14 protein-coding genes are annotated in these 22,680 nt (G+C 67.2%); 10 read left to right on the top strand and 4 right to left on the bottom strand.

The genetic code is table 11. From position 1 onward, the window contains the following. Positions 1-5: 5 nt before the first annotated feature. Positions 6-1,013 carry a cyclase family protein gene (locus O0880_RS15470; protein ID WP_289887237.1) on the bottom strand — a complete coding sequence of 336 codons (1,008 nt, stop codon included), beginning with the start codon at positions 1,011-1,013 and terminating at the stop codon, positions 6-8. Between the two features lie 107 nt (positions 1,014-1,120). On the opposite strand from O0880_RS15470, the gene O0880_RS15465 reads away from it, so the two are divergent. The 6 genes from O0880_RS15465 (at position 1,121) to O0880_RS15440 (ending at position 16,421) form a co-directional block, all read left to right on the top strand. Continuing rightward, on the top strand, positions 1,121-2,011 hold the full coding sequence (locus O0880_RS15465) for a LysR family transcriptional regulator (protein ID WP_289887364.1): 891 nt from the start codon (positions 1,121-1,123) through the stop codon (positions 2,009-2,011). Between the two features lie 137 nt (positions 2,012-2,148). Then, entirely contained in the window at positions 2,149-5,172 is a 3,024-nt protein-coding gene (locus O0880_RS15460; protein ID WP_071324140.1) for a CHASE domain-containing protein, read from the top strand. 74 nt (positions 5,173-5,246) lie between these two features. After that, positions 5,247-8,666 (top strand): exodeoxyribonuclease V subunit gamma, encoded by a 3,420-nt coding sequence (gene recC / locus O0880_RS15455; RefSeq protein ID WP_289887236.1) that lies wholly within the window; start codon positions 5,247-5,249, stop codon positions 8,664-8,666. Further along, positions 8,663-12,322, top strand: a complete 3,660-nt coding sequence (gene recB, locus O0880_RS15450) for an exodeoxyribonuclease V subunit beta (protein WP_289887235.1) — start codon at positions 8,663-8,665, stop codon at positions 12,320-12,322. Before recC ends, recB begins: the two co-directional genes overlap by 4 nt. Next, the gene (gene recD, locus O0880_RS15445) at positions 12,312-14,279 is read left to right on the top strand and encodes an exodeoxyribonuclease V subunit alpha (protein ID WP_289887233.1); all 1,968 of its coding nucleotides are present in this window, start codon (positions 12,312-12,314) and stop codon (positions 14,277-14,279) included. Before recB ends, recD begins: the two co-directional genes overlap by 11 nt. Before the next feature lie 204 nt (positions 14,280-14,483). Beyond that, on the top strand, positions 14,484-16,421 hold the full coding sequence (locus O0880_RS15440) for a methyl-accepting chemotaxis protein (RefSeq protein ID WP_289887232.1): 1,938 nt from the start codon (positions 14,484-14,486) through the stop codon (positions 16,419-16,421). A gap of 8 nt (positions 16,422-16,429) precedes the next feature. Here the strand turns inward: O0880_RS15440 and O0880_RS15435 are convergent, their stop codons facing one another. After that, entirely contained in the window at positions 16,430-17,329 is a 900-nt protein-coding gene (locus O0880_RS15435; protein ID WP_289887230.1) for a LysR substrate-binding domain-containing protein, read from the bottom strand. 109 nt (positions 17,330-17,438) lie between these two features. On the opposite strand from O0880_RS15435, the gene O0880_RS15430 reads away from it, so the two are divergent. Further along, positions 17,439-18,371 carry a DMT family transporter gene (locus O0880_RS15430; protein ID WP_071324135.1) on the top strand — a complete coding sequence of 311 codons (933 nt, stop codon included), beginning with the start codon at positions 17,439-17,441 and terminating at the stop codon, positions 18,369-18,371. A gap of 120 nt (positions 18,372-18,491) precedes the next feature. Here the strand turns inward: O0880_RS15430 and O0880_RS15425 are convergent, their stop codons facing one another. Continuing rightward, positions 18,492-19,370, bottom strand: a complete 879-nt coding sequence (locus O0880_RS15425) for a serine hydrolase (protein ID WP_071324134.1) — start codon at positions 19,368-19,370, stop codon at positions 18,492-18,494. Positions 19,371-19,787: 417 nt separating this feature from the next. On the opposite strand from O0880_RS15425, the gene O0880_RS15420 reads away from it, so the two are divergent. Genes O0880_RS15420 through O0880_RS15410 form a run of 3 tightly spaced genes read left to right on the top strand, consistent with a single transcriptional unit; the run spans position 19,788 to position 22,261 of the window. Beyond that, positions 19,788-21,035, top strand: a complete 1,248-nt coding sequence (locus tag O0880_RS15420; RefSeq protein WP_289887228.1) for a histidine kinase — start codon at positions 19,788-19,790, stop codon at positions 21,033-21,035. Then, complete coding sequence (locus tag O0880_RS15415) at positions 21,032-21,781, top strand: LytTR family DNA-binding domain-containing protein (RefSeq protein WP_289887227.1); 750 nt, start codon at positions 21,032-21,034, stop codon at positions 21,779-21,781. Before O0880_RS15420 ends, O0880_RS15415 begins: the two co-directional genes overlap by 4 nt. 48 nt (positions 21,782-21,829) lie before the next feature. Continuing rightward, complete coding sequence (locus O0880_RS15410) at positions 21,830-22,261, top strand: DsrE family protein (RefSeq protein ID WP_289887363.1); 432 nt, start codon at positions 21,830-21,832, stop codon at positions 22,259-22,261. A gap of 59 nt (positions 22,262-22,320) precedes the next feature. Here O0880_RS15410 and O0880_RS15405 read toward each other — a convergent pair whose 3' ends face one another. Further along, entirely contained in the window at positions 22,321-22,539 is a 219-nt protein-coding gene (locus tag O0880_RS15405) for a TOBE domain-containing protein (protein ID WP_034757699.1), read from the bottom strand. Positions 22,540-22,680: the final 141 nt, after the last annotated feature.

Here is a 22,680-nt window from a genome sequence, read left to right as displayed (position 1 = left end):
ACGGCTTAGCGGATCGGCAGGGCCACGGGGCGGATGGGCGCCGCGTCGCCGCCACGGAATTTCAGCGAGGCGCCGATGAAGGCGAACTGGTAGACCTTGTCGCGCGACAGGGCTTCCAGGTCGACCAGTTCCATGATGGGCGTGCCCTGCTGCGCCAGCAGATAAGTGTGCACGGGCAGGTAGTTGCCGGCCACTTCGGACGGAAACGCTTCAAAGCTCAGGTTATCCGCGCCCACCACCATGGCGCCGCCATCTTCGACGAGGAATTTGGCCGCATCGAGCGACAGGCCGGGCGGATTGGCCATGTACGCTTGCGCCTGCTCATAGTCCTGCATGCGGCCCGTGCGTATCAGCACCACGTCGCCCTTTTCCAGCGTCACCTTCTGGCGTGCCAGCGCGGCGCGCAAATCCTGCCGCGTGACCCGGTAATTGTCGGGCAGCTGCGATAGCCCCTTGGCCACGGCCACGTCGATCAGCACGCCGCGCGCGACGATGGGCGGCAGCTTTTCCGCGCCCGTCACCGTCCAGCCCCGGTCGCCCAGGTATTGCTCTTCCGTAAAACCGTTCCAGATCTTGCCGTTCAAGCCGAAATGGTTGAGGGCGTCGATATGCGTGCCCATGTGTGCATACATGGAGACGGCCGAGCCCGTGTAGCTGACGTGGCGGTTCATCTGCTCGCCCACGTTCATCGAGTCGGCCACCACATTGCCTTTCGGCGTGTGCGTCATCCACATCAGGTAGGGCGGGTCGCCTGCCGCCTGCCAGCTGGGCATGCCGATATAGAAATCGACGGCCAGGTCATAGCTCTTGCCGCCGTCGATGCGGGCCAGGATGGCGGCGCGCGAGGCCGGCGTCATCAGGTTCAGGCGCCCGATCTCGTCTTTCGGGCCCCAGGGGCTGATGCCCACTTCGGGCAGGGCGGCGGCCGGGCTGACCGGCGTGGCGTGTGCTGCGCCAGCCAGCAGGGCCAGCAGCAAGGGCAGGGTTTTCAGGGAGAAAGAGAATGGGGACATGGGAACTCCTTGCTAGTGGTGTATGAAGAAGTCACCATCATATTGTTTTCCATTTCAATGATAATCAGCGATAAAATAATAAGATATTTAACCAGAAGGAAAGAATGATGGATGTCTTCGCGCACATGCGCGTATTTCGCGCCGTGGTAGAACGCGACAGTTTCAGCAAGGCGGCGCTGGAACTGAACCAGTCGGCGGCCGCCATCAGCAAGCAGGTGCGCCAGCTCGAGGAACGGCTGGGCACCCTGCTGCTGGTGCGCACGACGCGGCGCATGAGCTTGTCGGACAGCGGCCGCGCCTACTATCTCGAATGCTGCCGCCTGCTCGACGAGATCGCCGCGCTGGAACTGGCCACGCGCGGCTGCGCCGGCAAGGTGGCGGGGCGATTGCGCGTCAACGTGCCGCTGTCGTTCGGCCTGAAGGTGCTGTCGCCGCTGCTGCCCGTGTTCATGGCGCGTCATCCCGAGGTGAAGCTGGAGCTGACCCTCGACGACCGGCTGCGCGACGTCGTCGGCGAGGGCTATGACGTGTCGCTGCGCATCCGCGCCGCGCTGGCCGATTCGAGCCTCGTGGCGCGCCGCCTGGGCGAAGTCGAGCAGATGATCTGCGCGGCGCCCGCCTACCTGGCGCGGCGCGGCACGCCCCGGCAGGCGCTCGACCTGCACGGCCACGATTGCCTGGCCTACCGGCTGGCCGACAGTCCCGGCATCTGGCAGCTCGACGGCCCGGAAGGGGTGAGCAGCATCGTGCTGCCCGTGCGTTTTTCCGCCGACAGCAGCCTGCTGCTGGCCGACATGCTGGTGGCCGGCGTGGGCGTGGGCGCGCTGCCGTCGTTCGTTGCCGCGCCGCTGCTGGCCAGCGGCGCCCTGGCGCGCGTGCTGCCGTCGCACGGCATGGCCAGGCGCGGCGTGTATGCGCTGTACCCGGATGGCCGCCATGTGCCGCAGAAGGTGCGCGCCTTTTGCGATTTCCTGGCCGAGGCGCTGCAGGCGGGCTAGCTACCAGGTGCTTTCCAGGGCAACCATCGCGCGGGCTTTTTTTCGTCCGCAAACGCGTGGGGCGGGGGCTTTGATAGTATCCTCGTGCTGTGCGCACTTGCGCCCCACATTCGAGGAACCGGAATAAGCGATCGACAATGCACACTTTGAGCAAGGGCGGGGCGGTATCAGGCATCGGAATCTGGGCGGGAGGACTGCTGCTGGCACTGGCGGTGGGCGGCGCGCTGTATGCGGGGGCGGCGCGCACCGTCAACGACGACGCCGAGCAGCGTTTCGACAACCTCACGCACGGCGCCCAGCACAGCCTGGCCACGCGCGTGAAAAGCTATTCCGACCTGCTGCGCGGGCTCGAAGCCCTGTTCCGCACCAGCGACCCGCTGACGCGCCGGCAGTTCCACGACTATGTCGGCGGTCTCGATATCGCGCGCCAGTTTCCCGCCATCGAATCGGTCAACTATGCCGTGGCGGTCACGCAGGCGCAGCGCGCGGCCTTTATCGAGGCCGTGCGCCAGGACCGCAGCCTGGCGCCGGGCGGCTATCCGGCCTTCACCATCAGGCCCGCCGGCGAGCGGCCCGAATACACGGTGCTGACCTACCTGGAACCCGATTCCCTGCTGGGTGAACGCATGGGCGTCGATATCGGCGCCAATCCGCTGGTGGCGCGGGCCCTGAACCAGGCGCGCGACAGCGGCGAAATCAGCGCGTCGGGACAGGTAATCATGATCAAGGGGCCGCCCGCGCACGTGGGCCTGGGCATGCGCCTGCCCGTGTACCGCAACGGCATGCCGCAGGGCAGCGTGGCCGAGCGCCGCGCCGCCTACCAGGGTTCCGTGGGCATCGGCTTCGGCGTGGCGCAGCTCGTGCACAGCGCGCTCGAACGCAGCGCGCTCGAACCGCTGCACCTGACCCTGTACAGCGCCGCCGAAGCGCTGCCCGCCGATGGCGTGCTGCGCATCACGCCGCAGGACCGCCTGCTGTTCAACGATGACGGCGACCTGGCCGCCGCGCCGCCCCGGCCCGGCAGCGATGCCGCGTATTTCGACCAGGTGCTGCCGGTGGCCTACCAGGGCGGCCTGTGGAAAGCCCATTTCCGCGTCCGCAAGGCGGAGCTGTACAGCGGCTTCGACCGCTATTTTCCGTGGCTGGCGCTGGCCGTCGGCATGGCGGGCACCCTGCTGATCTATGGCTATATCTACACGCTGTACCGCTCGCGTCGTCGCGCGGTGGCGCAGCGCGTCCTGCTCGATACGGTGCTCGACAGCGTCGACGCCTACGTCTACATGAAGGATGCCGACCTGCGCTACCGCTACGTGAACGCGCGCACGGCGACGATCCTGGGGCGTTCCGCGGAACAGGTGATCGGCCGCCAGGATGGGGAATTGATGGTCGGCGATGCGGCTGCCGCCGCGCAGCGCACGGAACGCCAGGTCTTCGACAGCGGCGCCAAGTTCGTCGGCGAGGAGCGCTTCGTCGACGCGCAAGGCCAGGTGCACCACCTGTGGAGCGTGAAGGTGCCACTCGGCTTGCCCGGTCCCGTGACGGGGCTGATCGGCCTGTCCACCGACGTCACGGAGCTGCACCGGCTCAAGGAGCAGGCCGACGCGGCCAGCCAGGCCAAGAGCGACTTCCTGTCGAACATGAGCCATGAAATCCGCACGCCGATGAACAGCATCATCGGCATGGCGCACCTGGCCCTGAAGTCGGTGGCCGACGTGCGCCAGCGCGACTATCTGCAAAAAATCTACCATTCGGGCCAGCACCTGCTGGGCCTGATCAACGACATCCTCGATTTTTCCAAGATCGAGGCGGGCAAGCTGGAACTGGAAGTGCTGGACTTCCGCCTCGATACCTTGCTGGCGAATATCGCCAGCCAGCTGGGCGACGCGGCCGCCGTCAAGGGGCTGACCTTGCAGTTCGATATTGCGCTCGACCTGCCGCAGCGCTGGCGCGGCGATCCGCTGCGCCTGGAGCAGGTCTTGCTGAACCTGGTCAGCAATGCCATCAAGTTTTCCGACAATGCCAGCATCTTCGTGCGCGTGCGCCAGTCCGAGGAGCGCGGCAGCCACAGCATGCTGCGCTTCGAGGTGCAGGACCGCGGCATCGGCATGAACCAGGAAGAAGTGGCGCAGCTGTTCCGCTCCTTCCACCAGGCCGACCCGTCGACCACGCGCAAGTATGGCGGCAGCGGACTGGGACTGGTGATCAGCAAGCAGCTCGCTGAGCTGATGAAAGGCAAGGTGGGCGTGTACAGCCAGCCGGGCCTGGGCAGCACCTTCTGGTTCACGGCGCGCCTGGAAAAGAGCGTGCCGGCCAGCGACGACAGCATCGCCCAGGTGGAGCCGGAGGTGCTGGGCGTGATCCGCGGCGCCTCCATCCTGCTGGTGGAAGATAACGTCTTCAGCCAGCAGGTGGGCTGCGAACTGCTGGAAGACGCGGGCGCCACCGTCTGCGTGGCCGGCAATGGCCGCGAAGCGCTCGAGCTGCTGTCCCGGCAGCGCTACGACTGCGTGCTGATGGATGTGCAGATGCCGGAAATGGATGGCTTCGAGGCGACGCGCCGCATCCGCGCCGACCCGCTTTTGTCCGGCCTGCTGGTGATCGCCATGACGGCCAACGCGGGCAGCGAGGACCGCGCGCGCTGCCTCGAGGCGGGCATGGACGAATTCGTCACCAAGCCGATCGCGCCCAACCTGCTGTTCCACCTGCTGGCGAAATGGTTCCGCCTGCGTGGCGGCATCGGCCATGGGCAGCTGGCGGCCCGGGCGGACGGCATGGCGCCGGTCCCGCGCGCGGCGCCCGAGCGGCGCGACACGGCCATCCTCGACCTGGCCACGCTGGCCCTGACCTTCAGCAACGACAGCGTCAAGATGCGCAAGTACGCGCAGCTGTTCCTGGATACGGCGCGCGACGGCATCGCCGAAATGGAGCAGGCGATGGCGCTGCAGGACCTGGGGCGCCTGGCCGACCTGGGGCACCGCAGCAAGTCGTCGGCGCTGGCCGTGGGCGCGCATGCGTTTGCCGCGCTGTGCCAGTCGATCGAAGGCTTGCGCCGCGATGGCGGCATGGAGCAGGCGCGCGCGCTGCTGGCGGCGCTGGAGCCGGCGCTGGCGCAGGTGGCCGAACAAATTTCACTGGAATTTGCCGCCAGCGACGCCCCCTGACGCGGGAGCGGCGATAATACGCGTTTTGCGCCTGCGCCACGATGGCCGCAGGCGCGCCAATTCATCGGAACAGCATGCAAACTCCCGTCACGCCCGGCCTCCTCATCCTGCACGGCAACCAGCTGGAGCAGCTGCGCGCCGCCGTCTTCCAGTGGCTGCGCAACCATCCGCTGGCGCCGCTGGAGACCGACATCTTCCTGGTGCAGTCGAATGGCGTGGCCGAATGGCTGAAGATCGCGCTGGCCGAGGAGATGGGCGTGTGCGCCGCCACGCGCATCGCGCTGCCGGCGCGCCTGCTGTGGGAAAGCTACCGGGGCATGCTGGGCCGCGAACGCGTGCCCCGCGTGTCGCCGTTCGACAAGTCGCCGCTGACGTGGCGCCTGATGCGGCTCCTGCCGTCGCTGCTGGCCGATCCCGTCTTTGCGCCGCTGCGCTATTTCCTGGCCGATGGCGATGCCGAACGCCGGCTGCAGCTGGCCGAGCGCCTGGCCGACCTGTTCGACCAGTACCAGGTCTACCGCGCCGACTGGCTGGCCGACTGGACGGCGGGACGCGACCTGCTGCGCACGGCGCGCGGCGAGTCCATCGCGCTCAGGGAAGACCAGCGCTGGCAGGCGCAGTTGTGGCGCGCCGTGGGCCTCGATGTCGACGCGGCCGAGCGCGACACGGGCCGTGCCGACATCCATGACGCCTTCCTGGCGGCGATTGCCGCCGGCGAGGAACCGGTCGGCAAGCTGCCGCGCCGCGTGGTGCTGTTCGGCGTGTCGGCCCTGCCGTATCAAACCCTGCAGGCGCTGGCCGCGCTGGCGCGCCACACGCAGGTGGTGCTGGCCGTGCCCAATCCGTGCCAGTTCTACTGGGGCGACATCATCGACGGGCGCGACTTGCTGCGCGCGCAAAACAAGCGCCAGCGCCAGCGCAACGGCACCGACCTGGCCGAGATTCCGCTCGAAGAACTGCATGCGCACAGCCATCCGCTGCTGGCCAGCTGGGGCAGGCAGGGGCGCGACTTCATCCGCATGCTCGATGAATTCGACGAGCATGCAGCCGCCGAAGGGCGCGACGACCGCCTGCGCATCGATCTGTTCGGCGAGGAAACGGGCGAGACCTTGCTGCAGCAGGTGCAGGTGGCCATCCGCGAACTGCGCCCGCTGGCCGAACACGCGCAAACGCCGCCCGAGGCGGCCGACCGCTCGATCGAATTCCACGTGGCGCACAGCGTGCAGCGCGAGGTGGAAGTGCTGCACGACCAGCTGCTGGCCATGTTTGCGCATAGCGGCGAGACGGGCCTGCGCCCGCGCGACGTGGTGGTGATGGTGCCCGACATCGACACCTTCACGGCCGCCATCCACGCCGTGTTTGGCCAGTACCGGCGCAACGACGAGCGTTTCATCCCGTTCGAGATCGGCGACGTGAAGGACCGCAGCGTCAATCCGCTGCTCGTCGCGCTCGAGTGGCTGCTGCAGCTGCCGCAGCAGCGCTGCCGCCAGAGCGAGGTGCGCGACCTGCTCGACGTGCCAGCGCTGGCGGCCCGTTTCGGCCTGCAGCCGGACGACCTGGTCACCCTGGGCGCCTGGATCGAAGGGGCCGGCGTGCGCTGGGGCCTGGACCAGCATCACCGCAGCGGCCTGGGACTGGGCGCGGCCGGCGAACAGAATGCGTGGATCTTCGGCGTGCGGCGCATGCTGCTCGGCTACGCCAGCGGCGTTGGCGTCAGCTTTGGCGGCATCGAGCCGTATGCGGAAGTGGGCGGCCTCGATGCGGCGCTGGCGGGCTCGCTGGCGCAGCTGGTCGAGGCGCTGCTGCACTGGCGCGGCGTGCTGGCCGGCGCGCGCACGCCGGCCGAGTGGGGCGAGCAGGCGCGCGCGCTGCTGGCGGCCTTTTTCGACGCCGACGACGAGGGCGACCGCCTGACCCTGGCGCAGCTGGAAGGCGCCTTGCAGGGCTGGCTGGAAACCTGCGAGCACGCAGGCTTCATCGAGCCGGTGCCGCTCTCCGTGCTGCGCGTGGCGTGGCTGGGCGCGCTCGACGAACCGACCCTGAACCATCAATTCGTCTCCGGCGGCGTCACCTTCTGCACCTTGATGCCGATGCGCGCCGTGCCGTTCCGCGTCGTCTGCCTGCTGGGCATGAACGATGGCGACTTCCCGCGCCGCGCGCAGAAAGCCGATTTCGACCTGCTGGCGCTGCCGGGCATGGCGCGCCCGGGCGACCGTTCGCGCCGCGACGACGACCGCTACCTGATGCTGGAAGCCTTGCTGGCCGCGCGCGACAAGCTGTACGTCAGCTGGGTGGGGCGCAATGTGCGCGACAATTCCGAACAGCCGCCCTCCGTGCTCGTGTCGCAGCTGCGCGATTATCTGGCGGCCGGCTGGTCGCTGGATCGCCACCTGGCCAGCCTGACGACCGGGCATGCGCTGCAGCCGTTCAGCCGCCGCTATTTCGAGGCCGGCGGCCTGCTCACGTATGCGCGCGAATGGCGCGTGGCGCATGCCGACGCGCAGGCGCAGGCCGAGGCGTTGCCGCTGGGGCCCTACGAACTCGATCCCGGCACGCGCCTGAAGCTGGGCGAACTGGCCAGCTTCCTGCGCCAGCCCGTCAAGTATTTCTTCCGCCGCCGCCTCAGCGTGCATTTTGCCGATGCGGCCATGCTGGGCGAGGATGAGGAACCGTTTGGCCTGAATGCGCTCGAGCGCTATCTGCTGGAAGACACCATGCTCGACGACGCGGGCGCCGTGGAAGCGCTCGAGGACGTGCGCGCCAGCCTGCAGGGCAGGGCGCAGCGCCTGGCGCGCGAGGGCGTGCTGCCGATCGGCCTGATCGGGCAGCAGGTGCAGGAGCAGCTGGTCGAGGCGCTGCTGCCCGTGCGTAGCGCCTGGCTGTCGCTGCGCGCCTCGTTCCCGCTGGCGGCCGACAAGCGCGCCGTGAACCTGGCGTTTGGCGACGTGCAGATCGACGACTGGCTCGACAAATTATGCAGCAACGGGCAGGAAACGGCCTGGCTGATGCAGATTTCCTCGAAAGTGATGAACAAGGCCGGCCAGGCGCGCGGCGACAAGCTGATGCTGATGTGGCTGCGCCAGCTGGCCGCCGCCGCCCTCGGCCTTTCCGTCACCGGCTACCTGGTGGCGCGCGACGCCATTGTCTGCATGGCGCCGCTCGATGCCGCCAGTTCGCGCGCGGCGCTGGCGACCCTGCTGGCGCTATGGCGCGAAGGCATGAACCATCCGTTGCCGACGGCTTGCAAGACGGGCCTGGCGCTGGTGCAGGATGGCGACCCGCGCGCCGTCTACGATGGCGGCTTTGAAGTCTCGGGCGAACGCGAGGAGCTGTGCCTGGCGCGCCTGTGGCCCGATTTTTCCGCGCTGGCGCTCGAGGAGGCGTGGCAGGACTGCACGCGCGAGCTGTATGGCCCGCTGGCCGAATGGCTGCGCGAACACATCACCCTCGACCCGATCAGCGCGCCTGTCGATGGCGCCGGAGAAGAAGCATGACGAGCCATTTGCTCAACCCCCTGGCGTTCCCGCTGCATGGCTCGCGCCTGATCGAGGCTTCGGCCGGCACGGGCAAGACCTGGACCATCGCCGCGCTGTACGTGCGCCTCGTGCTGGGGCATGGCGATGACGCCAGCCGTTTCGTGCGCCCGCTGCTGCCGGCAGATATCCTGGTGATGACGTTTACCCGCGCCGCCACGCGCGAGCTGTCGAACCGCGTGCGCGAGCGCCTGATCGAGGCGGCCGCGTATTTCCGCCACGAGTCCGGCGGCAGCGACTCCTTTCTCGATGCCTTGCTCGAGTCCTATCCGGACGAGAGCGAACGGCAAAAGGCCGCGCACCGGCTGATGCTGGCCGCCGAGACGATGGATGAGGCGGCCATTTTCACCATCGACGCCTGGTGCCAGCGCATGCTGCGCGAGCACGCGTTCGACAGCGGCAGCCTGTTCGACGAGGAGCTGGTCAGCGACGAGCAGGCCCTGTTCGAGGATGCGGCCCACGATTACTGGCGCCAGCAAGTCTATCCGCTGGCGCCGCAGGCGCTCGAGGTGCTGCTCGATTGCTGGCCCGACGTCGGCGTCCTGAAGAAAGGCGTGCGCGACCTGGCGCGCCGCGCCGGCGCCATGCGGATCGCCGACGATGAGCCGCTGTCGGCCCTGATCGCGCGCGAACAGCGGGCCCTGGCCGCGCAGCTGGCCACCCTGAAGGCGGGCTGGGTCGAACGCGCCGACCGGATGGCGGCGTGGATCAACGAGCACCGCGCCGTCAATCCCAAGTGTTTTAATGGCGTCAAGATGAAGCCGGAAAACCTGGCGAAATGGTTCGATGGCTTGCGCAAGTGGGCGCAGGATCCGCTGCTGCTGCAGCCGGCCATCACGGCCAAGGCGTGGGAGCGCCTGACGCCATTCGGCATCGAGGATGCGTTTGCCAAGAGTTTCACGGCGCAGGTGCCCGAGTGCTTCGAACATACGGAGGCGCTGGGGATCGCCCTGGCGGCCCTGACGCCGCTGGCGCACAAGCTGCACCTGCATGCGGCGGCGGCGATTGCGCGGCGCATGGATCAATTGAAGCGCCAGTCGCGCCAGTTCGGCTTTGCCGACATGCTGCAACGGCTGCACGACGCGCTGGCCGGCGAGAATGGCGCGGCCCTGCGCCAGCGCATCGTCGACCAGTATCCGCTGGCCATGGTCGATGAATTCCAGGATACGGCGCCGGCGCAGTACCAGATCTTCAATCTGCTGTACCGCATCGCCGACAACGATGCGTCGCTGGGCCTGTTCCTGATCGGCGACCCGAAACAGTCGATCTACGGCTTTCGCGGCGCCGACATCCAGAGTTACCTGGCGGCGCGGCGCGCGACGAACGGCCGCCACTACCAGCTGGGCACCAATTACCGTTCGACGGCGCCGCTGGTGGCGGCCGTCAACCAGCTGTTCCTGCACGCCGAGCGCGCCGAAGTGCCGGCCGGCGCCTTCCGCTACCGCAAAGGGGATGAAAATCCGCTGCCGTTCGAGGCTGTCGACGCCAAGGGCCGCGACGAACGGCTGGTGAACGCCGGCGGTCCGCTGCCGGCCCTGCTGGCGGCCTGCGCCAGCGACGAAACGCTGCGCGGCGACGGCTACCGCGAATATTTCGCCCAGCACTGCGCCGAGCACATCGTCGCCATGCTGGGCGATCCGCAGGCGGGCTTCGCCGGCCCCGCCGGTTTTACGCGCTTGCAGCCGGCCGATGTCGCCATCCTCGTGCGCGACCGCAAGGAAGCGGCGGCCATCCGCCGCGCGCTGGCGCGCCGCAGGGTCGCCAGCGTGTACCTGTCCGACAAGGATTCCGTCATCGACAGCGAGGAGGCGCAGGACGTGCTGCGCTGGCTGGCGGCGCTGGCCAACCCGCTCGACGGCGGCCTGGCGCGCGCCGCGTTTGCCACGCGCACCATCGGCTTGCCGCTGGGCGAGCTGGCGCGATTGTCCAGCGACGAGCTGGAATGGGAGCGCCGGGTCGAGCAGCTCAAAGCCCTGCATTTGATCTGGCAGCGCCAGGGCGTGCTGGCCATGCTGCGCCGCTTCATCCATGAATTGCAGCTGCCGGCCATGCTGCTGCAGCAGACGGGCGGCGAGCGGCGCTTGACGAATCTGCTGCACCTGGCCGAACTGCTGCAGTCGGCCAGCCGCCAGCTCGATGGCGAACAGGCATTGATACGCTGGCTGGCCGAGCAGATCGCCGGCGAAGGCGAGAGCGGCGACGAGCGCGTGCTGCGCCTGGAGAGCGATGCGGAACTGGTGAAGGTCATCACCGTGCACAAGTCCAAGGGCCTCGAATACCCGCTCGTGTATCTGCCGTTCGCCGTCACGGCGCGCAAGGTGGATAAACGCAACCGCAGCTTCTTCGAGTATGCGGGCGAGGACGGCGAACGCCGCCTCGACCTGTCCTTGTCCGACGAGGCCATGGCCTTGGTGGAAGAGGCGCGCATCGAGGAAGACTTGCGCCTGCTGTACGTGGCGCTGACGCGCGCGCGCCACTTCCTGTGGCTGGGCGTGGCCGCGCTGGCGGCGCGCAAGGCAGGGGACAACACCCTGCACGAATCGGCGCTCGGCTACCTGCTGACGGGCGGCGACAGGCTGCCGGCCGACCAGCTGCTGCTGCGCTGGCAGCAGGTGGCGGGCAGCTGCGACGCCATCTGCGTGGGGTCGTTGGCGCAGCCCGACGCCTGTACGGTGCTCGACCGCGTCGAGCGGCGTCCCGAATTGCGCCCGGCGCCCGTGTTTGCGGGGGAGTTCGAGCGCGACTGGTCGGTGGGCAGCTTTACCTCGCTGACGCGCCAGATCGGCGCCGTGGCCAGCGTGCACGTGCCGCAGCGGGCGCTGGAAGAAACCCTGCTGGAAGACGGCACGGGCGTGGCCGCCGTGCCGTCGCTGCAAACGGGCGACGCGCCATGGCACCGTTTCCCGCGCGGTTCCGTGCCTGGCAATTTCCTGCACGAGCAGCTCGAATGGATGGGCAGCGAAGGCTTCGACTGCGTCAACGAGGCCCGTTTCGACGCGCGCCTGGCCGCGCGCTGCGAGCGGGCCGGCTGGGGCCACCGCCAGGAAGACGCCATCGCCTGGCTGCGCGAGGTGGCCGTCACACCGCTGCCGCTGCTTGGCGCTTCGCTGTCCGAATTGGACAGCACCCTGTCGGAGATGGAGTTCTGGTTCCCCAGCGAGCACCTGTCGACCGAGGCGCTCGATAAGCTGTGCACGCGATTGCTGCTCGATGGCGCGCCGCGTCCCGTGCTGCCGCGGCGCCAGCTGCACGGCATGCTGAAAGGCTTTGCCGACCTGGTCATCGAAAGGGCGGGCCGCTACTGGGTGCTCGACTACAAGTCGAATGCGCTGGGCAGCAATGACGCTGCCTACCACACGCCGGCGCTGGCGGCCGGCATGGCGCAGCACCGTTACGACATCCAGGGCGCCATCTACATGCTGGCGCTGCACCGGCTGCTGAAAAGCCGGCTCGGCGCAGAGTATGACCCCGCCGAGCACCTGGGCGGCGCCATCTTCCTGTTCCTGCGCGGCATCGCGAATGCGGACACGCACGGCTGCTACTGGCTGGCGCCGCAGCTGGAACTGCTGGACGGCCTCGATCAACTGTTGGAAGAAACGGAACACCATGAAGCATGACGCGGCCCTGGACGCCTTGTTCACCCATTTCGACGGCGTCGCCGAGGCGGGCCACCTGCGCCGCCTGAGCGCCGCCTTTGCCCGTTTCATCGTCACCCTGGACGACGATGCGCCCGCCGGAGCCGATATGGCCGCCGTGGGCGTGGCGTGCGTGGTGCTGTCCGAGCTGGAAGGGCGGGGCCACAGCTGTTTGATGCTGGCCGACCTGGCGGGCGAACCGTCGCAGCTGCTGGGCTGGAGCGAGGAGCTGTGGCACGCCGTGCTGGCCGTATCGGGCCCGCTGCCGGGCACCGTCGATGGCTGGTGCGCGCTGCTGGCCGCTGCGCCGCAGGTGTGGCAGGTGGGCGCCGCCGATGTGCGCCAGCCGCTGGTGCTCGATGGCGCGCGCCTGTATTTGCGCCGCTACTGGCGCGACGAGACCCTGGTGGGCGGGAAAATCGCCGCGCGCGCGCAGGATTTGGCGAATCCGCCGCTGGCGCAGGTGCGGCAATGGCTCGATATCCTGTTCGACCAGCCCACCAGCGATGGCGCTCCGGACTGGCAAAAGGTGGCGTGCGCCATCGCCCTGCGCGGCAAGGTGGCCATCATCACGGGCGGCCCGGGCACGGGCAAGACGTACACCGTGGCGAGCCTTCTGACCTTGCTGTTTGCCGTCTCGCCGCAGCCGGAACAGCTGCGCATCGCGCTGGCCGCGCCCACGGGCAAGGCGGCCGCGCGCCTGAAGCAGTCGATCGACAAGGCCCTGGAGGGCCTGGCGGCGAAGGCGGGCGCGGCGCTGCCCTTGCTGGAGCTGGCGCGGCGCATGGGCGCCGCGCGCACCCTGCATAGCTTGCTGGGCGCGCGTCCGGATACGCGCGCCTTCGCCCACCACGCGGGCAATCCGCTCGACGTCGATGTGCTGATCGTCGATGAAGCGTCGATGGTGCACCTGGAGATGATGGCGTCCGTGCTCGACGCCTTGCCGCCCACGGCCATTTTGATCCTGCTCGGCGACAAGGACCAGCTGGCGTCCGTGGAGGCGGGCGCCGTGCTGGGCGACCTGTGCCACGACGCGCAGGCGGGCGGCTATGCGCCCGACACCATCGCGTACGCGCTGGCGGCCAGCGGCGTGGCCATACCCGCCGGTTTTGCGGGGGCGGCCGGCGCGCTGGCGCAGCAGACGGTGATGCTGCGCCACAGCCACCGCTTCAGCGGCCCGATCGGCGAACTGGCGCTGGCCGTGAATACGGGCCAGCCCCGCGCCGCGCAAGAGTGCCTGGCGCGCGACAGCGGCGGCAAGGTGGCGTGGATCGTGCCCGCGCAGCAGGAAGACGTGCTGCGCCTGGCCCTGCGCGGACGTCCTGAGGCGCCGGGCGGCTATCAGCCCTATCTGGAACTGGTGCATGCCGGCGTAGCAGCGCATGCGCGGCATGATGACTGGGTGCGCGCCGTGCTGCACGCGTTCGAGTCGTTCCGCATCCTGTGCGCCGTGCGCGAAGGCGAGTGGGGCGTGGCGGGCCTGAACGCGGCCATCGAGCTGCGCCTGGAAAAGGAAGGCTGGATCCGCCGCAGCGAGTGGTATGTGGGCCGTCCCGTGATGGTCACGCGCAACGACTACGGCACGGGCGTGTTCAATGGCGACATCGGCCTGACCCTGCGCGACCCTGCGCGGCCCGGTTCCCTGCGCGTGTACTTCCTGGAAGGCGACAACGTGCGCAGCGTGCTGGCCACGCGCTTGCGCCATGTGGAAACGGCGTTCGCCATGACGGTGCACAAGTCGCAGGGCTCGGAATTTCGCCACACGGTGCTGGTGCTGCCGCAGGAAGGCGGCGCCATGCTGGCGCGCGAGCTGGTTTACACGGGCATCACGCGCGCGCGCGAGTTCTTTACCCTCGTCTCGCCCACGCAAGCCGTGCTGTTCGACGCGATCTTGCGCCGCACGCAGCGCGCCAGCGGGCTGCGCGCATTGATAGGCTGAGCGATCCCCTGGCCGAAAACTTGACCAGGGGGCAATCATGGCAATTACATTCATGACACGAGGGTGTTGCTATGAGGTAATAAATATTATGTATTCCGGATATTGAGTGATAATGTTCCAATTTTTTGTGTGAGAATGCTGGGGCGGGCATTCACGGCAGCATTGCCGTCTTACACCATCAAAATCACACTCAAGGAGTACACCATGTTTTCATCGTTGCGCACGCGGCTGGTGCTGATTTGCGTTGCCATCGTCGTGCTGTCCATGCTGGCCCTCTCGGTCGCCAATTACGTCACCACGCGCAGCAGCATGCTGGCCTCATTGGACCAGCAGATGCAGCAACTGCTGCAAAGCCAGTCGGCCGTGCTGGCGCAATGGGTCGATGGCAAGAAAAAGGTCATGGCCTCCGTCGTGATGTCGGCCGAGACGCCCGATCCGCTGCGCGCCTTCCAGATCGCCGAGCAGGCCGGCGACTTTGCGGAAGTGTTCATCGGCTACGCGGACAAGCGCTCGGTGTTCACCCATCCCGGACGTCCTGCCGATTTCGATCCCACGGCGCGGGCCTGGTACACGGATACCGTCAAGGCCGGCGTGCCGATGCTGACGCCGCCGTACGTGGATGCGGCCAGCCACAAGCTGGTGGTGTCGTTCACGGCGCCCGTGGGCCCCAAGGGCGCGCCGACGGGCGTGGCGGGCGCGGACGTGCTGCTCGATACCGTCATCGCGAACGTGGTGGCGATCAAGCCGACGCCGCACAGCTTTGCCTTCCTGATCGATCAGGGCGGCACCATCATCGCCCACGCCGACAAGGAACTGAGCCTGCAGCCGGTATCGAAACTCGACGCCGCGCTGTCGGCCGCGCAGATCAACCGGCTGGAAAGCGCGCGCCAGAGCGACGCCGTGCGCCTGGGCGGGCGCGACGGCAAGCTGTATGTGACGCGCGTGGCGGGCACGGACTGGCTGCTGGCCGTGGTGCTCGACCAGCAGGAAGCCATGCAAGCCTTGCAGACGATGCTGACGACGGCCACGGTGACGGCCTTGCTGCTGACGGGCGCGGCGGCGCTGCTGCTGTCGCTGCTGGTATTCAAGATGCTCAAGTGCCTGGAACTGGTGCGCGACGCGCTCGACGACATCGCCTCGGGCGAGGGCGACCTGACGCGCCGCCTCGACGCTTCCGGCGCCGATGAACTGGCGCAGATCGCCGGCGCCTTCAACCGCTTCGTCGACAAGATCGCCGTGGTGCTGGTGAAGATCCGCACGGCCAGCGAATCGGTGCGGATATCGTCGTCGGAAATCGCCGCCGGCAACCAGGACCTGTCCTCGCGCACGGAGCAGCAGGCCAGCTCGCTGGAAGAAACGGCCGCCTCGATGGAGGAACTGACCAGCACCGTCAAGCAGAATGCCGACAATGCGCGCCAGGCCAACCAGATGGCCGGTTCGGCCTCCAGCGTGGCCAGCAAGGGCGGGCAAGTGGTGGCGCAAGTGGTCGAGACCATGACTTCGATCAATGCCTCGTCGCACAAGATCGTCGACATCATCAGCGTGATCGACGGCATCGCCTTCCAGACCAACATCCTGGCCTTGAATGCGGCCGTGGAGGCGGCGCGCGCGGGCGAGCAGGGACGCGGCTTTGCCGTCGTTGCCACGGAAGTGCGCAGCCTGGCGCAGCGTTCCAGCGCCGCCGCCAAGGAAATCAAGCTGCTGATCGACGATTCCGTGAGTGCCGTCGACTCGGGCAACCGGCTCGTCGGCGAAGCGGGAGCGACGATGCAGGAAATCGTCGACAGCGTGCGGCGCGTTACCGACATCATGGGCGAAATCACGGCCGCCAGCGTGGAACAGAGTTCCGGCATCGAACAGGTGAACCAGGCGATCGCGCAGATGGACCAGGTGACGCAGCAGAACGCGGCCCTGGTGGAAGAGGCGGCCGCCGCGGCGGAAAGCCTGCAAGAGCAGGCCAGCACCCTGTCGCAGGTGGTCAGTGTGTTCAAGCTCGATGACGGGCCGGCGCCGGCGCAGCAGACGCCGCCGCAGGCAGCCAGGCCCGTGGTGCGCGCGCCCGTCGCGCCGCGCCTCGCCAGCCGTCCGGCAAGCACGGCCGCCGTCAAGGCGGAGCGCAGCGAGGAGTGGGAGACTTTTTAAGTCGGGTGTCAGGCGCGCCGGGGCGCCAGGGTCGGCGCCATCTGTTTTGCCACGTCGAAGAAGGCGTTGGTGGCCGGCGTGTTCTGGCGCCGGTCGCGCACGGCCAGGCCCACCTTGCGGCTGACGGGCGGGTTCAAGGGCAGGGCGACCAGCTCCGGATACTGCTGGCGCAGGCGCTGCGGCAGGGCCAGCTCGGCGACGATGGACAGGCCGTCGCCGCGGCTGACCATGTCGAGGATGGTGATGACCTGGCTGATGCGGTAGGGCACGTGCGGCTGCAGTCCCGCGTTGGCGAACAGCGGCTCGATCAGGCAGGCGCAACCCGCTTCCGACATGATGAACGGCCCTTCGCACAGCTGTGCCAGGGTGATGGTGTCGAGTTGCGCCAATGGGTGGCTGCGCGGCACCAGCGCCATCATCTGGTCTTCCACCAGCGGCGCCGTGTCGAAACGCTCGTCGGGCAACACGACGAAGCCCACGTCGACCCTGCGCTCGCGTATCCATTGCACCACTTCATGGTCGGCGCCCTCGTCGATGCGCAGGTCGATGCCCGGATAGCGCAGGCGGAACTGCGCCGTGATGGCCGGCAGCAGATTCAGCGAGGAGGTGGGGCCGAACGAGCCGATGCGCAAGGTGCCCTGGCGCTGGCCCAGCACGTCGGCCGCCTCCTGGCGCATGGCTTCCGACAGGCCGAGGATTTCGCGCGCGCGCACCAGCAGCTGGCGGCCCACGTCCGTCAGTTCGGCCGAGGCCTGGTGGCGCACGATGAGGTCCACGCCCATCTCCTTTTCCAGCGCTTTCAGCGCATGCGAGACGGCCGACTGGCTGATGCCCAGCTGCGCGGCGGCGGCGGAAAAGCCGTGCAGTTCGGCCACCAGGGTAAAAATTTCCAGTTGCGTGAAGGTCATGGTGTGGTTTTGTTGAGTTATGAGTATTTGCTCATTATTTCATGAGTTGATATTAGTATTAATATATACGTACAGCGTCCGCTGCACAAGCGACATCATAGGACTTTCCATGCGCACTACCGCCGTACCGTCAGCCGCCTTGCCTTCCGTGCAATCGCCGCTCGTCTACCTCAAACTGATTTTCGTCGCCCTGTTCTGGGGCGGCACCTTTATCGCGGGCCGCGTGCTGGCGCAGCAGATGCCGCCGATGACGGCAGCCAGCGGACGCTTCGGCGTCGCCGTGCTGCTGCTGGTCGTGCTGGCATGGAAACTCGAAGGGGGCTTGCCGCGCCTGGACCGCAAGCAGCTGGCGACGACGGCGGCGCTGGGCCTGACGGGCATCTTCCTGTATAACCTGTGCTTCCTGGCGGCGCTGTCGCGCATGCCGGCCGGCCGCACGGCCCTGTTCGTGGCCCTGAACCCCATCGTCACGGCGCTGGCCTCGGCCATGCTGTTCCGCGAACGGCTCGGTTCCTTCAAGTGGCTCGGCATCATGCTGGCATTCTGCGGCACGGCCATCGTCATCACGCGCGGCGATATCGCCGGCGTGCTGCACGGCACGGGCGGCGGCATCGGCGCCGGCGAGGTCTTCATGTTTTGCGGCATCTCCAGCTGGGCCGCCTACACCCTGATCGGCCGGGTCGCGCTGAAGGGCCTGAGCCCGATCGCCGCCACCACGTATGCATCGATGTGGGGCCTGGCTTTCCTGCTGGTGGGCGCGGCCGTGGAATTTCCGGGCGTGCCGTGGCGCAGCTTCGGCTGGCAAGTGTGGGCCGCCATCGGCTACCTGGGCGTGTTCGGCACGGTGATCGGCTTTGTCTGGTATTACGAGGGCGTCAAGGCGCTGGGCCCGTCGCGCACGGCCGTCTTCAACAACCTCGTGCCCGTGTTCGGCATCGTACTGGCGGCGGCGCTGCTGGGCGAACCCGTGCTGGCCTCGATGCTGGTGGGCGGCGCGGTGACGATAGCCGGCGTGGTGATGACCAACCGGCAAGCGAAATAAGTATTTTTCCGGTATGAAAGCACGCCTGAAAAACGTTCAGGGCAAGGCGCAGTGCCGCAGGCAGTACGACTAGTACGGCCAGGCACTGCAACGCCGCCATGGGCGTTTTCTCAGCCGTGCTTAACGTGCGCGGCGGCGCTTCGATGGCTTCGCCGGCGCCTTCTTGTGCCGGCTGACGGAGGCGCGCATCACCTTTGGCTCTTCGATGCCGTTCTCGGCCGCCAGCATGCGGCGGATATTGACGGCGTCCATGGCGCGCACGGAATTGGCGCGCGCGTTGAGCAGGATCATGGTGGCGAACTTGCCGGCCGACTTGATGCGCATGATCAGGCAGCGTCCCGCCTCATTCGTGTAGCCCGTCTTCGACAAGCCGATATCCCAGCCCTTGGCGCCCACCAGGCGGTTCGTGTTGTGGTATTCCACGTCGCGGCCCTTGATCTGGATCACGTCCTTCGAATCGGTGGTGATGCGGCTGATTTCCGGGTAGCGCGAGGCGGCCACGGCCATCTTGACGAGGTCGGCCGCCGTCGACTGGTTGTTCGGCGACAGGCCCGTCGGCTCTTCGATCACGGTCTGGTGCATGCCCAGCGCCTTGATCTTGGCGTTGACGGCCACGGCGAACGCGGTCGGGCCGCCGGGAAAGGTGCGCGCCAGCGAGGCGGCGGCGCGGTTGTCGGACGACATCAGCGCCAGTTGCAGCACGTCGTGCCGGCTCAGCGTGGCGCCCACGGGCACGCGCGAGGTGCTGTGTTTCAGCGTATCGACGTCTTCGCGGTCGATGCTGATCTCTTCCTGCATATTGGCCTTGGAATCGAGCACGACCATGGCTGTCATGAGTTTGGTCAGCGAGGCGATGGGCACCACCACGTTGGAATTTTTTTCAAGCAAGACTTTGCCTGTGCCGTCTTCGACCACCAGTATCGACTGGGAACCGAAAGGCACGGCGATGGCCGCTGTCGAAAGCGTCATCAGCACCGCGGCGAACATTTTTTTGAGCATGGGATCGTATGTGGAAAAGCAGTTTTGGGGCGCCACCGTGGGCGCTGCGCGCAAAGCCGGGACAGGGCCGCGAGGGAACGCGGCATGTATCTCGGAGGCAATATTTGCCAAGTGTAGACAATACCATTAAAGATCAAGCGATGTCTACGGTACAGGCGCGCCACAGGCGGCGTTGCGGCCAATTTGGCAAATAAAAGCGCTTATTCTTGCCGGAGTGAAAATTGTTACGCAATTATTGATTTCGTTATGGAAACTTCGTATTATTTCAGCAATATTGGCCGGCACGTCCCCGACGCGCGCCGCGCGCTTCGTCGTTGATGCCTGCCGCTTCGTGTTTCGTCGCCCGACGCTGTGCCCTGGAAACGGCGCGCCGTAGACTGCGTTCATGCCTGATTAACGCGACTGGGAGAACGCAGCATGTGGAAAAAATTTGCCGGATGGTATCGCTGTTACGACGATGAAACCCTCAGGGTACTCGCGCATCCGGATACGGCGGCCCAGTTGCCGCATGGCTGGCGGCGCTGGGTGGCCTTGCGGCTGGTCACCCTGACGCCGATCGAGCGCCAGCAATTCCATGCCTTCATGCTCAAGTACCGGGGCGCCGGCTTTTACCTGGCGGCAGCCAGGCTGGTGCTGCTGTTCAGCCTGATCGGCGTCGCGCTGCACCTGCTGCTGCCCGACAGGGTAGGCTGGGCCAAGGCCGTGGTGCTCAGCAATGTCCTCGGCCTGGCGATGGCGTGGGGCGTGCTGGGCGTCTGGTTCAATTACCGCAAGCTGGCGCAGCAGAAGCTCAAGGCGCTGTTGCTGCTGGTCTTGCCCGCCCTGGCCGGCGTCGGCATCGGCATCCTGCGCTCTATGCTGGAGGGCAACAGTTCCGTCGGCGCGGCGCTCGAGCGCGGCGCGCGCGTGGGCGCCTGGGCCGCGCTCGTTTCCGGCCTCGTGTATCTGGTGCCCGTCATGATCGTCGTCGTCTGGCGCAACAGGGAGTACGAGGCGCTGGCCCTGCAGCTGCAGCAGGATGCCGAGCGCGACCGCCTGGCGCGCGAACTGAGCGAATCGCAGCTGCGGCTGCTGCGGGCGCAGATCGAACCGCATTTCCTGTTCAATACCCTGGGCGCCGTGCAGCAGCTGGCCGAGCAGGGCGCCCAGGGCGCGGCGCAGGCGGCCGCGCTGACGGCCAACCTGATCGCCTTCCTGCGCGCCAGCCTGGCCGAGATGCGCGCCGACCAGGTGCCACTGCAAACGGAATTCGACGTGGTGCAAGCCTACCTGCAAGTGATGCAGGTGCGCATGGGCGCGCGCCTGTCCTGCCGGCTCGACTTGCCGCCGGGCCTGGCGCGGACGCCGGTGCCCAGCATGATCTTGCTGACGCTGGTGGAAAACGCCATCAAGCATGGCATCGAACCGTCGCTGCGCGGCGGCGAGATCGCCGTCTCGGCCGTGCTGGACGCGGATGGCGCCATGTGCCTGCGCGTGCGGGATACGGGCGTGGGCCTGGGCGCGGGCGGCGTGCCCGGCGGCGGCCTGGGCCTGGAGAATGTGCGCGGCCGGCTGCGGCTGGCCACGGCCGCCGCCAGCCTGCAGGTGCGCGATGGGGACGAGGGCGGGGTGGTGGCCGAGATTGTGTTGCCGATCAATGTTATGACGAAAGAGCTGGCCGCATGAACGCCACCATCCTGATCGCCGAAGACGAGCCGCTGATGCGCGAGCGCCTGCAAGCCATGCTGGCGCTGGCCTGGCCCGAGGCGCGCATCGTGCTGGTGGCGGAAAACGGCAACGATGCCTGGGACGGCTTCCTCGAGCATGAACCGCAGGTGGTGTTCCTCGACATCCGCATGCCCGGCCTGTCGGGCCTGGAAGTGGCCGAGCGCATCGGCACGCGGGCGCACGTGGTGTTTGTCACCGCGTATGACCAGTACGCCGTCGACGCGTTCGACGCGGGCGCCGTCGATTACCTGCTGAAACCGGTGCAGGGCGAGCGGCTGGCGCGCGCGCTGTCCCGCCTGCGCGGCAAGCTCGATGCGCAGCCGGCCGACATGGCCAGCCTGCTGCACTCGCTGCGCGCGGCGCTGCCGGCGCCGCCGCGCGAAAAACTGAAATGGATCAAGGCCAGCGTGGGCAAGCAGATCCGCTTGATCGACGTCAATGACGTGCTGTTCTTCCAGGCCGACACCAAGTACACGCGCGTCGTGCTGGCCGGCGCGGAAGCGCTGGTGCGCACGCCGCTGAAGGATTTACTGGGCGGGCTTGATCCTGAGCAATTCTGGCAAATCCACCGCGGCACCATGGTCAATGTCAGCGCCATCGCGGCGGCCGAACGCATCGACGCCGAGCGCATGCAGGTGCTGCTGCGTGGCAGTACGGAAAAACTGCCCGTCAGCCGGACCTTTACGTATTTGTTCAGGGATTGATATGATGGCAATGTTTTTAATTTGCCACTGAATGGGAATCTCATGAACATGTTTCGCCGCTGCTTCGCCGCCGTCCTCCTCGCCTTGTTTTCCTGCACTGCCGCCAGCGCGGCGCAGGCAGATGCCAGGGCGGAAAAAGTCGTCTATCACGTCAATGACGCCAACAATGCCACGGCTGCGCTGAGGAATATCCGCAATCACCTGGACGCCAGCCCTCAGGCCACCATCGTGCTCGTCGCGCATGGCCCCGGCATCGACTTCCTGCTCGATGGCGCCATCGCCAAGGATGGGACGCCGTACGACGTCGCGGTGCGCGAGCTGGCGCGGCGCGGCGTGGGATTTCGTGTCTGCAATAACACGCTCGAAGGCCGCAAGATCGACCGCCAGCGCGTCTTGCCCGAAGCCGTCATCGTGCCGTCGGGCGTGGCCGAGGTGACCCGCCTGCAGGCGCAGGAAGGGTATGTGTATATCAAGCCGTAAGACAAAAAAACCGCGCCGCCGCCAGGATGGCGGGGCGCGGCGCATGGGGGAGACGGCGCTTACTGGATCTTGGCGATCGACACTTCCGTCGATTTCACGAGCGCGATGACTTCGCTGCCCACTTTCAAGTCCAGGTCCTTGATCGAGCGCGAGGTGATCACCGAGGTGACGATGCCGTGCGGCGTTTCCACGTCCACCTCGGACACCACGGGGCCGAAGATGATTTCCTTGATCTTGCCGCGAAACTGGTTGCGTACGTTCACTTCCGAGATAGCCATGATGTTTCCTTTATTCCCGTAATACGCCGTGCGGCGCGACATGGCCAGAGTACGGCGCGCGCGCCGTTTTGACCACGAATCGATGCGCATATCGTTATGCGCAAAGCGTGCGCCAGCGCTGACGCAAGCATATTATTCGCC

The sequence above is a fragment of the Janthinobacterium sp. SUN118 genome, from assembly GCF_030397695.1.
Taxonomy (GTDB): Bacteria; Pseudomonadota; Gammaproteobacteria; order Burkholderiales; family Burkholderiaceae_D; genus Janthinobacterium.
Note: the sequence above shows the minus strand (reverse complement) of the source record. Positions and strands in the feature narration are given on the sequence as shown.

Bases quoted from the DNA above. Each gene is read 5' to 3' on its own strand.
- O0880_RS15440 (WP_289887232.1), top strand. From the start codon at position 14,484: ATGTTTTCATCGTTGCGCACGCGGCTGGTGCTGATTTGCGTTGCCATC.
- recB (WP_289887235.1), top strand. From the start codon at position 8,663: ATGACGAGCCATTTGCTCAACCCCCTGGCGTTCCCGCTGCATGGCTCG.
- O0880_RS15430 (WP_071324135.1), top strand. From the start codon at position 17,439: ATGCGCACTACCGCCGTACCGTCAGCCGCCTTGCCTTCCGTGCAATCG.
- O0880_RS15470 (WP_289887237.1), bottom strand. From the start codon at position 1,013: ATGTCCCCATTCTCTTTCTCCCTGAAAACCCTGCCCTTGCTGCTGGCC.
- O0880_RS15435 (WP_289887230.1), bottom strand. From the start codon at position 17,329: ATGACCTTCACGCAACTGGAAATTTTTACCCTGGTGGCCGAACTGCAC.
- recD (WP_289887233.1), top strand. From the start codon at position 12,312: ATGAAGCATGACGCGGCCCTGGACGCCTTGTTCACCCATTTCGACGGC.
- O0880_RS15420 (WP_289887228.1), top strand. From the start codon at position 19,788: ATGTGGAAAAAATTTGCCGGATGGTATCGCTGTTACGACGATGAAACC.
- O0880_RS15465 (WP_289887364.1), top strand. From the start codon at position 1,121: ATGGATGTCTTCGCGCACATGCGCGTATTTCGCGCCGTGGTAGAACGC.
- O0880_RS15460 (WP_071324140.1), top strand. From the start codon at position 2,149: ATGCACACTTTGAGCAAGGGCGGGGCGGTATCAGGCATCGGAATCTGG.
- O0880_RS15405 (WP_034757699.1), bottom strand. From the start codon at position 22,539: ATGGCTATCTCGGAAGTGAACGTACGCAACCAGTTTCGCGGCAAGATC.
- O0880_RS15410 (WP_289887363.1), top strand. From the start codon at position 21,830: ATGTTTCGCCGCTGCTTCGCCGCCGTCCTCCTCGCCTTGTTTTCCTGC.
- O0880_RS15425 (WP_071324134.1), bottom strand. From the start codon at position 19,370: ATGCTCAAAAAAATGTTCGCCGCGGTGCTGATGACGCTTTCGACAGCG.
- recC (WP_289887236.1), top strand. From the start codon at position 5,247: ATGCAAACTCCCGTCACGCCCGGCCTCCTCATCCTGCACGGCAACCAG.
- O0880_RS15415 (WP_289887227.1), top strand. From the start codon at position 21,032: ATGAACGCCACCATCCTGATCGCCGAAGACGAGCCGCTGATGCGCGAG.